Annotated in this window: 11 protein-coding genes; 10 read left to right on the top strand and 1 reads right to left on the bottom strand. The window is 67.3% G+C overall.

Annotated elements, in window-relative coordinates; all coding sequences use genetic code 11:
• The 5 genes from AC1DES_RS05290 to AC1DES_RS05270 all read left to right on the top strand — a co-directional run bounded on the left by AC1DES_RS05290 (nt 1) and on the right by AC1DES_RS05270 (nt 4272).
• Nucleotides 1-987 carry a 3-hydroxyacyl-CoA dehydrogenase family protein gene (locus AC1DES_RS05290; protein ID WP_476894638.1) on the top strand — a complete coding sequence of 329 codons (987 nt, stop codon included), beginning with the start codon at nt 1-3 and terminating at the stop codon, nt 985-987.
• Nucleotides 988-1021: 34 nt separating this feature from the next.
• Entirely contained in the window at nt 1022-1789 is a 768-nt protein-coding gene (locus tag AC1DES_RS05285) for an SDR family NAD(P)-dependent oxidoreductase (protein WP_476894637.1), read from the top strand.
• Nucleotides 1790-1801: 12 nt separating this feature from the next.
• Nucleotides 1802-1930 carry a hypothetical protein gene (locus AC1DES_RS05280; protein ID WP_476894636.1) on the top strand — a complete coding sequence of 43 codons (129 nt, stop codon included), beginning with the start codon at nt 1802-1804 and terminating at the stop codon, nt 1928-1930.
• A gap of 104 nt (nt 1931-2034) precedes the next feature.
• Nucleotides 2035-3384, top strand: coding sequence for an MFS transporter (locus tag AC1DES_RS05275; protein WP_476894635.1), 1350 nt, complete (start codon nt 2035-2037; stop codon nt 3382-3384).
• 45 nt (nt 3385-3429) lie between these two features.
• Nucleotides 3430-4272, top strand: coding sequence for a triose-phosphate isomerase family protein (locus tag AC1DES_RS05270; RefSeq protein WP_476894634.1), 843 nt, complete (start codon nt 3430-3432; stop codon nt 4270-4272).
• Between the two features lie 243 nt (nt 4273-4515).
• On the opposite strand, the gene AC1DES_RS05265 is transcribed toward AC1DES_RS05270, so the two are convergent.
• Nucleotides 4516-8172, bottom strand: a complete 3657-nt coding sequence (locus tag AC1DES_RS05265; protein ID WP_476894633.1) for a TM0106 family RecB-like putative nuclease — start codon at nt 8170-8172, stop codon at nt 4516-4518.
• 191 nt (nt 8173-8363) lie between these two features.
• On the opposite strand from AC1DES_RS05265, the gene AC1DES_RS05260 reads away from it, so the two are divergent.
• From AC1DES_RS05260 to AC1DES_RS05240, 5 genes are all read left to right on the top strand, one after another.
• A complete protein-coding gene (locus tag AC1DES_RS05260; RefSeq protein ID WP_476894632.1) occupies nt 8364-8993 on the top strand; it encodes an SOUL family heme-binding protein in 630 nt (209 codons plus the stop codon).
• A gap of 161 nt (nt 8994-9154) precedes the next feature.
• The gene (locus AC1DES_RS05255) at nt 9155-11587 is read left to right on the top strand and encodes a Tex family protein (protein WP_476894786.1); all 2433 of its coding nucleotides are present in this window, start codon (nt 9155-9157) and stop codon (nt 11585-11587) included.
• 159 nt (nt 11588-11746) lie between these two features.
• Nucleotides 11747-13141: an OFA family MFS transporter gene (locus AC1DES_RS05250; RefSeq protein WP_476894631.1), complete on the top strand. Its 1395-nt coding sequence runs from the start codon at nt 11747-11749 to the stop codon at nt 13139-13141.
• Between the two features lie 52 nt (nt 13142-13193).
• The gene (locus AC1DES_RS05245) at nt 13194-13319 is read left to right on the top strand and encodes an MFS transporter small subunit (RefSeq protein ID WP_476894630.1); all 126 of its coding nucleotides are present in this window, start codon (nt 13194-13196) and stop codon (nt 13317-13319) included.
• A gap of 109 nt (nt 13320-13428) precedes the next feature.
• Nucleotides 13429-15201 carry a gamma-glutamyltransferase family protein gene (locus AC1DES_RS05240; RefSeq protein ID WP_476894785.1) on the top strand — a complete coding sequence of 591 codons (1773 nt, stop codon included), beginning with the start codon at nt 13429-13431 and terminating at the stop codon, nt 15199-15201.
• Nucleotides 15202-15211 lie beyond the last annotated feature (10 nt).

Below are 15211 nucleotides of genomic sequence, written 5' to 3'. Positions count from 1 at the left end.
ATGACCGAATCAACAAATACCGCAGCCGCCACTAACGCCGCCCGCAAGATCGCCGTCGTCGGCTCCGGATACATGGGCGGCGGGATCGCGCAGGTCCTGGCGCTCGGCGGTGCCCGGGTCGCCCTGGCGGACGTGTCCGCCGACGTGGCGCAAAAAAACTACGAGCGGCTGCTGGCCGAATCCGACGAATTCGTCGCCGCCGGGCTCTTCCCGCAAGGCTCCACCGCCATCCTGAAGGAGAACCTCTGGGCGGCCAAGGACATCGAGGAAGCAGTGGCAGACGCCGACTTCATCGAAGAAGCCGTCCCCGAGGTCATTGCGATCAAGCACCAGACGCTGGCGCGCATCAGCGCTGCCGCCCGCCCGGACGCCATCATCGGCTCCAACACCTCCACCATCTCCATCGCGGAGCTGTCCGAGCCCGTCGCCCATCCGGAGCGGTTCCTGGGCGTGCACTTCTCCAACCCGTCACCGTTTATCCCGGGCGTGGAAGTCATCCCCCACGCCGGCACCTCGGCGGCCACGGTGGGCGCCGTGTGCGAACTGGTCCACGCCGCCGGCAAGCAGACCGCCGTCGTCAAAGACGTCACAGGCTTCGTGCTCAACCGGCTCCAGTACGCCTTGTTCCACGAGGCAGCCCAGCTGGTGGAGCAGGAGATCGCGACGGCGGCGGATATCGACACGCTGGTCCGCACCACCTTCGGCTTCAGGCTGCCGTTCTTCGGACCGTTCGCCATCGCCGACATGGCAGGGCTGGACGTCTACAACTTCTGCTACAAGTCGCTGCAGACGGAATTCCCGGAGCGCTTTGCGACGCCAAAGATCCTCAGCGATCTCGTCGACGCCGGGAAGCTGGGCACCAAGACCGGTGCAGGTTTCCTCAACGTCCCCGCCGAGCGCACACCCGAGCTCATCGCCTACCGGAACAAGGCGTACGTGGCCATGCAGAAGCTCATTGACGAGCTCGGCCCCGCCCCCATCAACTGATCCCCGCCACTTTCATACTTTCAGGAGCAACTCCATGAGCACTTTCCCCGCAGAACGCACCGCCATCATCACCGGTGCCGTGTCCGAGCGCGGCATCGGCCGCGCCACCGCCAACTACCTCGCCGCACAGGGCTGGAACATCGGCATCATCGACCTCGATGACGCACGCTGCAAGGCGGCGGCCAAGGAACTGGCCGCCGAGCACGGCGTCAAGGCGTTCGGCGCCGGCGCCAACGTGTCCGACGAAAGCTCAGTCCGGGCGGCAATCGACGCTATCGAGGCCGAATTGCCGCAGATCGTGGCCCTGGCCAACGTGGCCGGCGTCAGTTCCCCCGTCCCGTACCTCGAACTCGACGCGGCCGAGTGGGACCGGGTCCTCAGCATCAACCTCAACGGCGTCCACTACGCCACACGCCGCGTCGCCGAATCCATGGTCAAGAACCGAATCGGCCGCATCGTGAACATCTCCTCCGTCTCCGCCCAGCGCGGCGGCGGCACCTACTCCAAGACGCCGTACTCGGTGGCCAAGGCCGGCGTGATCGGGCTGACCCGCTCCACCGCCCGCGAGCTCGGCGAATACGACATCACCGTCAACGCCATCTCCCCGGGCCCCATCGACACTGACATCATGGGCGGCACCCTGAGCCAGGAACGCAAGGACGACCTCACCAAGGACCTCGTGGTGAACCGGGTGGGGTCCACCCGGGACATCGCGGCCGCCATCGCCTTCCTCATCAGCGAGGACGCCGGCTACATCTCCGGCCAGACGCTGAATGTGGATGGCGGACTCTACATGCACTAAGGAAGAAGCACCGTGGCACAACGCAGCCAACCGCCCGCAGCCTCCGGATTCGGGTCCTGGAGCAAGGGCCGGAAGATCTACCTCGCCGTCGGGATCCTGGCCTGCCTGGCCGGGATCATGATGATGGCTTTATCACGCTAGACACGTTCTCCCGGCCGGATCCGGCTTAGCGGCATCCGGCCTTTCTCCACGCAACTGGTTCACCCCACCGCGTTACACCACTGATTGCTCGACGAGGAGTTTTTATGTCCGTAACAACAACATCCACCAAGGAGCTGTTGGATTCGCCGGTCCTTAAATCGGCTATTTCCAAAGCCTCCCGCCGGCTTATGCCCATGCTGGTGATCCTTTATGTGGTCGCGTTCCTGGACCGCACCAACGTGGGCTTTTCCGAGGCGGCCCTTGGCGTGGACAAGGGCATTAGCGCCGGAGCCTTCGCCCTCGGCGCCGGGATCTTCTTCATCGGCTACGCCCTTTTCGAAATCCCGAGCAACCTGCTCCTGACCAAGTTCGGGGCGAAGGTGTGGTTGGCCCGCATCGCCATCACCTGGGGCATCGTGTCCGCCTGCTTCGCGTTCGTCCAGGGCGAGACGTCGTTCATCGTCCTGCGGTTCCTGCTGGGTGTCACCGAGGCCGGCCTGTTCCCGGGCGTGATCATGTTCCTGGCGGCATGGTTCCCCAACAAGGTCCGCGTCAAGATGTTCGCCATCTTCTACCTGGCCCAGCCGTTCTCCCAGATGATGGGCGCCCCGCTGTCCGGCTGGCTGATCAACATCGGCGACCAGGTGCCCGGAGTCGAGGGCTGGCAGGTCATGTTCTTCGTCGAAGGCGTGCTGGCGGTAATCGCCGGTGTCGCCGCCTACTTCTTCCTGATCAACAGCCCACAGGACGCCAAGTTCTTGAAGAAGGACGAGAAGAGCGCTCTCCTGGAGGTCATGGCGCTGGAGGACACTGTCAAGGAAGAGTCCGGCCCGCGCGGCGTCTTGGCCGCCATGAAGAACGGCAAGGTCTGGTACTTCACTGTCATCTACTTCTGCCTGCAGATCGCTGTCTACGGTGTGACGTTCTATCTCCCGCAGCAGGTGGCGCAGCTGACCGGCCAGAAGGTGGGCCTCGCCGTCGGCCTGATGGCAGCCATCCCGTGGTTCTTCGGCATCTTTGCCTGCTACTTCATCGGCAAGGCCGCCAACACTTTGGTCCGCCGCCGCGTCTGGGGCACCGGGCTGTTCATCTCCACCGGCCTCTGCATCTTCGTCTCCGCATGGGCCGGCACCAACCACCTCCCCGCACTCGGTATCATCTTCATCACCCTTGCCGTGTGCAGCTTCCTTTCCATCGGCCCTATCGCGTGGTCTTACCCGACGGCGTTCCTCACCGGAACGGCCGCCGCCGCGGGAATCGGCCTGATCAACTCGCTCGGAAACCTCGGCGGCTTCGTCGCGCCGATCATGCGCACCAGCGTCAACCAGATGGCGGCGGACTCCACCGGCTCCGCAGGCATCTTTGCCCTGGGCGTGCTCCCGTTCCTCGCGGCCATCATGATGTTTGCCACGAAGAAGTTCCGCAACAAGGCGGATGAGCTGCTGGAAGACTAAAGCCTCCCAGCGCCCTTCAACTGGATCAAGCGGAAAGCACCAACGATGTCGCAGCAGCACCACCCCGGCCGGACCACCAGCGGCAGCATCCTGGTGGGTGTCAGCACCAAAATGTACCTGGGATACCAGGACAGCCTGGACTGGCTGGAGCGGCTGCGGCACGAAGTGGACGCCCGTCCGGCCCTCACGGCCGGGCGGGTTGTCCCGTTTTTCATTCCCTCGTTTCCTGTACTGCCCGCCGCCGCCCGGCTGCTGGCCGGTTCGGGGGTTCTGCTGGGTGCTCAGAACTGCGGCTGGGCGGACGGCCCCTGGACGGGGGAGGTTTCCCCGTCCATGCTCGCGGAGCTCGGGGTCCGGCTCGTGGAAATCGGCCACGCCGAGCGCCGGCGTCACTTTGGCGAAGACGAAGCCATGATTGCGCGCAAAATCCGGGCCGCCAATGACGCCGGGCTCACGCCGTTGCTGTGCGTGGGCGAGCCCGAGTCGAGCGAGCCGGCGGCGGCAGCGGACTTTGTGTACCGCCAGATCGAGTCGGCGGTCGGCGGCGACTGGAACCTCGCCGCCGGGCTGGTCATCGCGTACGAACCCGTCTGGGCCATCGGTGCGGCGGAGCCCGCGGCCCCCGGGTACGTGTGCGACGTCGTGCGGCAGCTCCAGGGCCACCTCGCCGCCGCGGGAGTGCCTGGGCTGCGGGTCATTTACGGGGGTTCGGCCAAGCCAGGGCTCCTGCCGGTGCTCGACGGCGTCTCTGGTCTCTTCCTGGGCCGGTTCGCCCACGATCCGGCGAACTTCGGAGCGGTGCTGGATGAAGCACTCCTGCTGGCGGAGGCCTTCCCCGCGACGGACGCTGCCTCTTCCGCTGCCGCTGACGTCGCCCGCCGGACCTAGGATCCCGCCGCGCGGACCCCACCGCTGGACATGTCCCTCGCCAGCCACGAACAGTGGGCAGAATGCCATTTTGCCCATCTTTTGAGGCTAGGAATGGGCATGTCCCCCGGAGCGGAGTTCGGAAAATGAGCATGCTCCCTGTTCTGGAGCCGGCTGCACCCGGAAAATGGGTATGCTCCCCGATCTAGGGCCCGCTGCGCCCGGAAAATGGGCATGCCCCTGGCGCTGGGAGTAAGACAGGCCTTAGCCGTTGGGCGGTGCCGACCTCTGGCACAGGCCGATGAACCCGCCCAGCTGCTCCAGGCCCTCGGGATGCGTGGGCAGGTAGTTCGTCAGTTCGGGAGCGCGGACAATCACGGCGCGCCACTGACCGCGGGAGACTGCGACGTTGATCCTGTTGCGTGAGAGCAGGAACTCCATGCCTCTCGGCGCTTCGGACACGGCTGAGCACGCCATGGACACGATTACTACGACGGCTTCCTGCCCCTGGAACTTGTCGACGGTGCCCACCCGGACCTTCGACAACGCGGCCCGGTCCAGGGCGTCGCGGATCAGGTTGACCTGGGCGTTGTACGCGGCCACCACGAGCACGTCGGCAGCTTCGAGCGGGCGGGTGCCATGTTCGGTATGCCACGCGAGGCCCAGGTGTCGCCGCACTTGCCGGACGACCTCGGCCGCCTCTTCGGGGGAGCGGGTGATATTGCCGCTGTGCTCGACGAGGACTGTTTCGATGCCCGCAGGCACACCATCCAGTCGCCGGCGGTCAGCGGCCGGAGCTGAATGCAGCCGGTTCTCATACGAAAGATCGGACACTGCCCGGCACAACTCGGACGTCATCCGCCATGAGTCCGCTAGGAAATAGCCGAGCTCGGGCGGCAACGTGGCGTGGCCGGACGAAATCCAGCCTAGGGCCGACTCGTCGACAGGTTCAGGGTGCGAGCCCTGGCTGACCTGCGGCAATTGCTGGGGGTCACCGAGCAACAGCAGACGGCTGCTGGCCTGCGCCACGGCCAAGGTGTTGGCCAGGGAGAACTGGCCGGCCTCGTCAATCACCAGCAGGTCCAGCGAACCGGGCGGCACGGTGGCGCCGGTCATCGTCCACGCAGTGCCGCCCACCAGGGCTCCACCGGGGGAGCCGAGCAGCCGGGCGACGTCCTGAGCTGCACGCTGGTCCCAGGACAGTGGCTCCTGGTGCTTCACATCCTTGGCGACCCGGCCGGGATCGACCCCGGCCTTGGTCACCGCGGTCTTCAGCAGGTTTTCCACGACGGCATGGGACTGGCCGACGACGCCGACTTTCCACCCGCGGGCCACCAGCCGGGCGATGACGTGCGAGCCCACATGGGTCTTGCCGGTCCCGGGCGGCCCCTGGACTGCAACGTAAGAGCTGTCCAGGGCTGCGACGGCTTCGGTGATGGCGTCAATGAAGCGGTCTTCACCGTCACCGGGTGCGGGCAACGCCCGGCCCGTTGACAGCCGCGGCGGTATCCGACGCACCAGGTCCAGCGCGGGATGGCGCGGGAACGCCGCCCCGCCCGCCGCACGCAGCCCGGCCGCGACGTTGTCGGCCAAGAGCGCGAGGGCATCTTCAAGGCTTTTCGTCTGGATGGGCTGATCCTCGGTCAGCGCCACGGGCAACTGCGAATAGGGCTCGACGTTCCTTCGAAGCTTGTCCCGGATGATGACTGTGTCCTTGCCGTCTTCGTGGCCAAGCTCAAGGATCTCGGTCCCGAACCAGCCGTTCCGCCCGGTACCGTCAATCCCCGTGCCCTCAAGTCCGGCGGGGAGCGGCGGCTCGTACATGCGGAACCAGGTGCTGCCCTCGCGAAGGTCCGAGCCCGGAGTCACCGTACCGATCAGCTTGACCCTGCGTTCTGGAAGCTTGGCGCCGTCCTTCCACCACCCTTCCAAGGCCTCCGCCTCCTCGACGAGGAAGACGTTCCGGTCCTGCTGGTGCGTGTCCGGGCCGTTCTCGCAGCGGTCAAAATGTGCCCACCAGAAGGCCTTGCGTTCGCGCCGGTGATAGCTCACGGCCGCCGCCAGCATCGCAACCGCCTTCCGGTCCGCCTCCGGAAGGCCCGTGTCAGTCTCGGCGAACTCCGCCAACGTCCGTTCGGCCGGGCTGAGGACCGGATCCGTGCCGGCGGCGCCGGAAACGGACTGTTCACCGTCAGCGGCGCCGCCACGGTCACGCGTGCCGCCCGTACCGCGCCCGTCAACCCCTGCGCGGCCGCGGCCGCCGGGTCCGATCCCGCGCTCCCTGGCCAACCCCAGCAGCCAGTTCCGGAGTTCCAGCGTGGACAGGCAGTCGTATTCGTTGTAGTCGGCGATCCCGGCAAGGATGGCGGCGGCCCCTTCGTCGCGGCCATCGTCACGGGCATCGCAGTACTGGGCGTAGGCAACCACGGACGCGCCGGCATCCTTCACGTCCCCGGAGCGCAAATTTGTCCCCATGTAAAGCGGTTCGAGCTTCTTGATGCTGTAGGAGTTCTCGGAGATGCGGATGCTGTTCCGGACGGTCTGGTAGAGGTCCACCAGGAGACCATCCCGCAACCACTGGTCCACGGTGTCCTCGCCGGCAACATGCATGACGGAGAGCTTCCGCAGCGCTGTCTTCTCGTAGGCGGCGTAGTGGTAGACGTGCATGTCCGGGTATTCCTGGCGACGTTTCTCGACGTAGGCCAGGAAGTCGAGGAAGGCCTGCTTCTCGGCCCGCCTGCTGTGGGCCCAGAACGGCTTGAACACGCCCTCGGCGCCCGGACGGGTGGGTGCTTCGATCACGCCGAAGAGATACTCGAGCCCCCAGACGCCGGTGGTGCTCTCCTGCCACAAAGGGTCGCCCTCGAAGTCGAAGAAGATGTCGCCCTTACTGGGCTCAGGGAGCTCGGCAAGTGTGTTTTGCGGGACAACACGGTAGCGGATGGTGTGGTCTTCACCGTCCTTGAAGTACCGGACGCTGCCGTCTGCGCTGCCGACACCGCTTTGCATCCGGGCCTGGTCCTGCAGCCGCAGCAGCGCGGCGTTCGCTCCCGGAAGTGGGGCTTCGGCCAGTTCTTTGACGGTGAAAATGCCGTCTTTGTGGAGTGCCTTGCGCTGTGCCGAGTTCATCCGCGCCACCAAGAGCAGATCATCGGTGGCCTTGACAGGCTCCTGGCAGTAATCGCAGCGTCCGCAGGCCGTGATGCCGGGAGCGCCCCACCGCACCGGCCCCGGTTGGTTCCGGTGCGCGGCGGTAAGGGCAACGAGGCGGTCGCGGCGCTCGCGGAAGACGGGCAGGATTTCCGCAAGTTTGTGGTTGCTGCGGACGTAGTCGAATCCGCCGTCGGCCGTCGCCACCGTGGCGCCCAGGACGAGCGTGACGTCTGGATCCGGCGTTATCCCCGCCTTCAGCAATTGGTCCCCGTAGGCGGCAAGCTGGAGAAGGGCGGTTACTTTCGCGTGGCGAGCCAGTTTGGTGTCGAACACGGCGTAGCTGCCGTTTTCCTGCCGCACCAGGAAATCCGAGCGGCCATGGAACACGCCGTCAAAGAAAGCAGCCTGGAACACGACGTCGGCGCCCGAGCGCAGGGCATCGATGGACTCGGCGTGCTTGGCCAGCAAAGTGGCACGGTCCATCGTTCCGGCCGGCACGACGTCGTACACGCCGCGTCCCGTGGCCGGCTTCCACTCCCCGAACTGGTCCAGGAATTTGTCCAGGACTCTGTGCTCATGGACGTCGCCTAGCGCTGCGGTGCGCCCCAGCATTTCGTCCTCCTCGAAGACGGCTCTGGGGGAGCGGCCCAGCTTCTCGTCGAGCTTGCGCAGCAGTTGGTACTCACAGCTCGCAGCCACCACGAGGTCGCTTGCGGAGAAGACCAGATCCGGTGCGGAACCCGGAAGTTCCGGTTCAAGGAGAAACACTGTGCCCCGCTATCTGCGCCGTTGCCTTTGATGACTTACTGCCAAGCTATCAAAGCCCTCCGACAATCCCGCCCGCACTCTCCCGACGCCGTCCCGCACCGTCCCGCCAGCGGCCGCCGCCCTTCCAACCCCGCGTCCGGCACCGGCCGGCCCTGTTCCTCGTCGGTCCCCGGGCGTATCGTCTGAAGACGATGACTGAACAGCAGCCCTACGAGCTTGTGCAGCGATTCCCGGACTTCGAGCTGCGGCGCTACCCTGCGCACACGGTGGCGGAAGTAGAAGTCAGTGCGTCCTTTGACCGTGCGGGCAACGCCGCCTTCCGCCACCTTTTCAACTACATCAGCGGCAACAACACGGCCCGGCAGTCGCTGGCGATGACCGCGCCCGTGGTCCAGGGCGCCGCGCCGTCCCGGAACGCTTCCTCGCAGAAGGTGCAGATGACGGCGCCAGTTCTCCAGCGCGGGCCGTTGGATGGCGGCCCCACGAGCGACGGCGAACCGGAGGAGGGCGTGTACGTGGTCGCGTTCGTACTCCCTGCCGGAATGACCGAGGACGCGGCCCCCGTCCCCGCGGACCCGCTGGTCAAGATCCGGACCGTCCCGGGATCGACTGCGGCCGTCCTTCGCTTTTCCGGCAGCGGATCCAAGCCTGCCTTCGCGAAGCGCAATAAGGAGCTGCAGGACGCCATCGCCGCGGCCGGCATGACAGCCTGGGGGCCGCCGCGGTTTGCCCGGTTCGACCCGCCGTTCAAGCCCTGGTTCCTCCGCCACAATGAGGTCGTCCAGGATGTGGAGCAGGGCCCGGGTGGCGGCACCGCCTAGGGCAGGATGATGCCGTAGGGCAAAATGGCAGGGTGACCCAACTCCCGCAGCGCCCCGCCAGTTCAGCCTCCGCACCGCCGCCCCGGACTCCGCCCGCCAAGACCCCGTCCGCCAAGACCCAGGTCCCCAAGACCCGGGCTCCGCAGACCCAGGAGTCCGGCATCGCCGGGCAGATTGCCGGCGAGCTCGGCGTCCAGGCCTGGCAGGTCAAGGCCGCGGTGGACTTGCTCGACGCCGGGTCCACGGTTCCCTTCATCGCCCGGTACCGCAAGGAAGCCACCGGAACGCTGGATGACACGCAGCTCCGCGAGCTGGAGGAACGGCTGCGCTACCTGCGCGAACTCGAGGACCGGCGTCGGACCATCCTCGAGGCGATCGCCGCCCAAGGCCAGCTGACCCCGGACCTGCAGGCCGCCGTCGTCGGCGCCGACACGAAGTCGCGGCTGGAGGACATCTACCTGCCGTTCAAAACCAAACGGCGGACCAGAGCGCAGATCGCCCGCGAGGCCGGGTTGGAGCCCCTCGCCGATGCCCTGCTGAAACGGCCCGAGCTGGAGCCGGAGCGCGAAGCCGCCAAGTACCTGAACGCAGAACATTCGATCGGTGACGCGGCCGCGGCCCTCACCGGTGCCCGCTCCATCCTGGTGGAGCGCGTCGCGCAGGACGCCGATCTCGCGGCGACGCTCCGGGAACGGCTCTGGACCCAGGGGCGGATGGTATCCCGGGTGAAGAAGGGCAAGGAGGCCGAGGGCCAGAAGTTCAAGGACTACTTCGAGTTCTCCCAGGCGCCGTCCGGCATGCCGTCGCACCGCGTCCTGGCGCTGCTGCGCGGGGAAAAGGACGGGGTGCTGGAGCTGGACCTCGCCGAGGCGGAACCGTCCGACGACGCCGCCCTCGACGCCGCCCGCAGCCGTTACGAGGCCGCCGTGGCCAGGTTCCTCGGGGTCTCCGACCGTGGCAGGCCCGCCGACGCCTGGCTGCTCCAGACGGCACAGCAGGCCTGGCGCTCGCGGGTGCTGGCCCGGCTGACGGGCGACCTGCGCAGCCGGATGTTCAGCGCCGCAGAGGACGAGTCCGTGCGCGTGTTCGCGGCCAACCTGCGGGACGTGCTGCTGGCCGCACCTGCAGGAAACCGCGCCACCCTCGGCCTGGATCCGGGGTTGCGCACCGGCGTGAAAGTCGCGGTAGTGGACGGCACCGGCAAGGTCGTGGCAACGGACACCGTCTATCCGCACGCACCCGCCCGGAAGTGGGATGAGGCGCTGCGGACGCTCCTGGGCCTGGCGCGGCAGCACAGCGTCGAGCTTGTCGCGATCGGCAACGGCACGGCGTCGAGGGAGACCGACAAGCTGGCCGCGGAGCTGCTCAAGCAGCTTTCGGGGCAGCCCGGGTCCGCCCCTGCGCCCCAGAAGCTCGTCGTGTCCGAGGCCGGCGCCTCGGTGTATTCGGCGTCGGCGCTCGCCGCGGCGGAACTGCCGGGCATGGACGTGTCCCTGCGCGGGGCGGTCTCCATCGCGCGGCGCCTGCAGGATCCGCTCGCCGAGCTCGTGAAGATCGAGCCGAAGTCGATCGGCGTCGGGCAGTACCAGCACGATGTCACGGCGGCCAAGCTGGACCGCAGCCTCGACGCCGTCGTGGAGGACTGCGTGAACGCGGTCGGCGTGGACGTGAACACGGCCTCGCCCGCGCTGCTGAGCCGGGTGGCCGGCGTCGGGCCGCTGTTGAGCGAGAACATCGTGGCGTACCGGAACGAGCACGGCCCGTTCAACAAGCGCAGCGACCTGAAGAAGGTCCCGCGGCTCGGCGCCAAGGCGTTTGAACAGTGCGCCGGCTTCCTGCGGATCACCGCGGGAGCGGAGCCGCTGGATGCGTCCAGCGTGCACCCCGAGGCCTATCCCGTGGCGCGGAAGATCATGGCGGCCGCGGCGAAACTCCCGTCTGGGGGAAACTACGCGGCCCTGAACCTGCAGGACTTTGTGGGCGGCGCCTTCGGCCTGCCCACCGTGCGGGACATTGTCGCCGAGCTGGAGAAGCCGGGCCGTGACCCGCGTCCGGCGTTCGCAGCGGCAACGTTCTCGGAGGGCATCGAAAAGATTGCGGACCTCAAGCCCGGCATGATCCTGGAGGGGACCGTGACCAACGTGGCGGCGTTTGGTGCGTTTGTCGACGTCGGTGTTCACCAGGACGGGCTGGTGCACGTATCTGCCTTGGCCAACCGCTTCGTCTCCGACCCCCGCGAAGTGGTGAAGTCCGGGCAGGTGGTCCGGGTCAAGGTGCTCGAGGCCGATCCGGAGCGGAAGCGCATCTCGCTGACGCTGAGGCTCGACGACGAACCGGCACCTTCCGGGGGACGCCAGGGACCGTCCGCCGAGCGGCCGGCGCCTCCCGCGGGGCGGCCCGTGCCACGGAACGGTTCCCAGCAGCACCGCCCGCGACAGGCCAAGGGGCCGCGCCCAAACGATGCGCAGCACAGAGCCGCGCAGCCCAACGCTTCGCAACCCAAAGCCGCCCTGCCCAAATCCGTTCAGGGGAACACCGCCCCCGTCAACACCGCCATGGCGGAGGCCCTGCGGAAAGCCGGGCTCGCGAAGTAGCACGCTACCGCTTGTCGCTCCATCGCTACCGTTCGGCGCACAGATAGGATGTTTGCTTAGTATCTGGACCATGATTGCCGGAGGCAACGGTCTCCGATGGGGGCCTTGGCCTCTATGCCACTGGGACACCGAGGTCCTCGACAAGCAAGGGGAGCAATTATGGGCTGGCTTGACCGTGAACGAACTATCGCCCCGCCGGGCTTCAACCGCTGGCTCGTTCCGCCCGCCGCGCTCGCGGTGCACCTGTGCATCGGTCAGGCGTACGCGACGAGCGTCTACAAGACGGCGCTGGTGAAGCACTTCGGGGCCAGTCTGACCCAGATCGGCGTGATCTTCTCCATCGCGATCGTGATGCTGGGCCTTTCCGCCGCCATCATGGGCACCTGGGTGGACAGGAACGGCCCCCGCAAGGCGATGTTCACCTCCGCGGTTTTCTGGGCCAGCGGCTTCCTGATCGGCTCGCTCGGCATCTTCAGCGGGCAGTTGTGGCTCGTGTACTTGGGCTACGGCGTGGTCGGCGGCATTGGTTTGGGCATCGGGTACATCTCGCCGGTCTCCACGCTCATCAAGTGGTTCCCGGACCGCCCCGGACTGGCCACGGGCATGGCCATCATGGGATTCGGCGGCGGCGCACTGATCGCCAGCCCCGTCTCCACGGCGCTGCTCAAGCTCTACGATCCCAACTCCGGAGCCAAGGGCTGGGTGGCCAGCGGCGACTCGGTGGGCAAGCTCTTCCTGACCCTCGCAGTCATCTACCTGGCCTACATGCTGTTTGGCGCCTTCACCATCAAGGTGCCCGCTGAAGGCTGGAAGCCAGCCGGGTTCGACCCCGCCAAGGCCAAGACCTCCAAACTCGTGACCACAGACAACGTCTCGGCTTCCAACGCGGTCAAAACCCGGCAGTTCTGGCTCGTATGGGTTGCCCTCTTCTGCAATGTGACGGCAGGCATAGGCATCCTGGAACAGGCCGCGCCCATGATCCAGGACTTCTTCCGCAAGCCCGACGGCGTGTCCCTGGTCAGCGCCGGCGTCGCCGCCGGGTTTGTCGGCCTGCTGTCCATTGGCAACATGGCCGGCCGTTTCGCCTGGTCCGCCACTTCTGACGTGACGGGCCGCAAGCGCATCTACATGGTGTACCTCGGTGTCGGCGCGGTGCTCTACACGGTGCTCGCACTGGCCGGGTCCAGCACGACCGTGCTTTACGTGGCGCTCGCCTTCCTCATCATCTCCTTCTACGGCGGCGGTTTTTCCACGGCCCCGGCGTACCTGCGGGACCTTTTCGGCACCTTCCAGGTCGGCGCCATCCACGGGCGTCTCCTGACCGCGTGGTCCGCGGCGGGCATCGCCGGACCGCTCGTCGTCAATGCCTTCCTGGACGCCCAAGGCAAGCCAGGCCAGCTGAATGCGGCGTCGTACCAGCCCGGGCTGCTGACCATGGTGGCGCTGCTGGTGGTTGGCTTCGTGGCCACCCTGTTGGTCAAACCCGTGGACGCACGCTTCCACGAACCACGCCCGGACGGTGTCCGGCCCGAAGAACCTGCAATGGAGGCCTGAGATGGGTGCTGAAAAGATGTCTGACGGAACACGGTCACCGGGAACACGGCCGGTGGGAACGCAACCCCCGGAAAAACTGTCGGCCGGAAAATTGACCGTCGCCTGGGCCCTCGTCGGGATTCCACTCGCCTACGGGGTATTCCAGACCCTCACCGGTGTGGCGGCGCTGTTTGGCTGACACCGTGACCACAGAGTCCCAATGGTCCGGCACTGCCATGGCCGCTCCGGTGGCATTCACGCCCCCGGAGACGTTCACGACGCGGCCGACGCTCCAAGGCACCTTCGGAATGAGCGCTTCCACGCACTGGCTGGCGACGGCGGCGGCGCAGGCGGTGCTGGAACGCGGCGGTAACGCGTTCGACGCCGCCGTTGCGGGAGCCTTCGTGCTGCACGTCGTGGAGCCGCACTTGAACGGCCCGGGCGGGGACATGACCGGGGTCTTCGTCACCGCGGAGGAGCCGGGCAGGCCCGTGGCCCTGATGGGCCAGGGGCCGGCGCCGGCGGCCGCAACTCCGGAGCATTACCTCGCCGAGGGCCTGGACCTGGTTCCCGGCTCCGGTGCCCTGGCCGCCGCGGTGCCTGCCGCCGTCGACGCCTGGCTTTTGCTCCTTCGTGACCACGGGACGTGGGAGCTCGACGCCGTGTTGGAGTTCGCGATCGGCTACGCGCGGGACGGTCACCCAATGCTCGGGCGGGTCGGCACCACCATCGCCGCCGTCGCCGCGTTGTTCGAAGAACACTGGCCCACGTCGGCCGAGCTCTGGATGCCCGGCGGGCGGATCCCCGCCGAGGGCGAGATGGTGCGCAACCCTGCGTATGCCCAGACGTTGCTGCGGCTGGTGGCGGCGGGGGAGTCGCTGCCAGGAGCTGGCATTTCACGGCAAGCGCGGATCGACGTGGCCCGGCGCGAATGGAGGGAAGGCTTTGTAGCCCGGGCCATGGTGGAGTCCGTCCAGACCCCGCACCGGCACTCCTCCGGTACGGACCACCAGGGCGTGCTCGCCCTGGGTGACCTGGCGGACTTTGAGGCAGGCTACGAGCCTGCCGCCACGATAGAGTTCCGCGGATACACGATTGCCAAGACCGGGCCGTGGGGGCAGGGGCCGGCGCTGCTGCAGACACTCGCCATCCTTGAGGGCTTCGAGGACCGCTACCTCGACCCCTCCACGGAACTCGGGGCCCACACCATCCTGGAGGCGCAGAAGCTGGCACTCGCTGACCGGGAAGCGTACTACGGCGACACGGATGTGCCGTTGGACTACCTGTTGTCCGCCGCGTACTGCGCGGGACGCCGTGAGCAGATCGGAGAGCGGGCATCCCTCGAGTTCCGGCCGGGCACTGTTCCCGGACGGGTGCCCTACCTGCCGCCGCTGCGCACCGAGTACACGCCGCCGGCGCTCGCCGTGTCCGGACGGGCGGCCCCCGCCGGGATGGGCGTCGGCGAACCGACCGTGGCGCCGACGGGGGAGACACGCGGAGACACCTGCCATATCGACGTCGTGGACCGTTGGGGCAACATGGTCTCGGCGACTCCGTCCGGTGGCTGGCTGCAGTCCTCGCCGGCGATCCCTGAGCTTGGCTTTTGCCTGGGCACCCGGCTGCAAATGACATGGCTCGAACCGGGCACACCATCCACCCTCACACCGGGGAAACGGCCCCGCACCACCCTGACGCCGACGCTGGTGCTGCGGGACGGAGCAGCCGTCACCGCGCTTGGTTCCCCCGGTGGAGACCAGCAAGACCAATGGCAACTGCCATACCTGCTGCGGACGATCGTGGGCGGCTACTCGCCGCAGCAGGCCATCGATGCTCCCACATTCCATACGACGTCGATGCCCGGCTCGTTCTGGCCCCGCACCTGGGAGCCAGGCGGTGCCGTCGTCGAGGACCGGTTAGGTGAGGACGTCATCGCTGGCCTGGAGCGACGGGGGCATGTCGTCACCCGGGCCGGTGGTTGGACGCTGGGCCGCTTGTCTGCCGTGACGCGGGATCCGGCCACTGGAGTACTGCAGGCAGCTGCCAATCCGCGTGGCGCCCAGGGGTACGCCGCAGGACGGTAGCTGCCGGGGG

The sequence above is a fragment of the Arthrobacter sp. 05T442 genome (genome assembly GCF_056395945.1).
This window is presented reverse-complemented; position numbering and strand designations above follow the sequence as displayed.

What these genes read in the sequence shown, in the direction of transcription:
- AC1DES_RS05290 (WP_476894638.1), top strand. Translation starts at nt 1, where the DNA reads ATGACCGAATCAACAAATACCGCAGCCGCCACTAACGCCGCCCGCAAG.
- AC1DES_RS05285 (WP_476894637.1), top strand. Translation starts at nt 1,022, where the DNA reads ATGAGCACTTTCCCCGCAGAACGCACCGCCATCATCACCGGTGCCGTG.
- AC1DES_RS05275 (WP_476894635.1), top strand. Translation starts at nt 2,035, where the DNA reads ATGTCCGTAACAACAACATCCACCAAGGAGCTGTTGGATTCGCCGGTC.
- AC1DES_RS05270 (WP_476894634.1), top strand. Translation starts at nt 3,430, where the DNA reads ATGTCGCAGCAGCACCACCCCGGCCGGACCACCAGCGGCAGCATCCTG.
- AC1DES_RS05260 (WP_476894632.1), top strand. Translation starts at nt 8,364, where the DNA reads ATGACTGAACAGCAGCCCTACGAGCTTGTGCAGCGATTCCCGGACTTC.
- AC1DES_RS05250 (WP_476894631.1), top strand. Translation starts at nt 11,747, where the DNA reads ATGGGCTGGCTTGACCGTGAACGAACTATCGCCCCGCCGGGCTTCAAC.
- AC1DES_RS05240 (WP_476894785.1), top strand. Translation starts at nt 13,429, where the DNA reads ATGAGCGCTTCCACGCACTGGCTGGCGACGGCGGCGGCGCAGGCGGTG.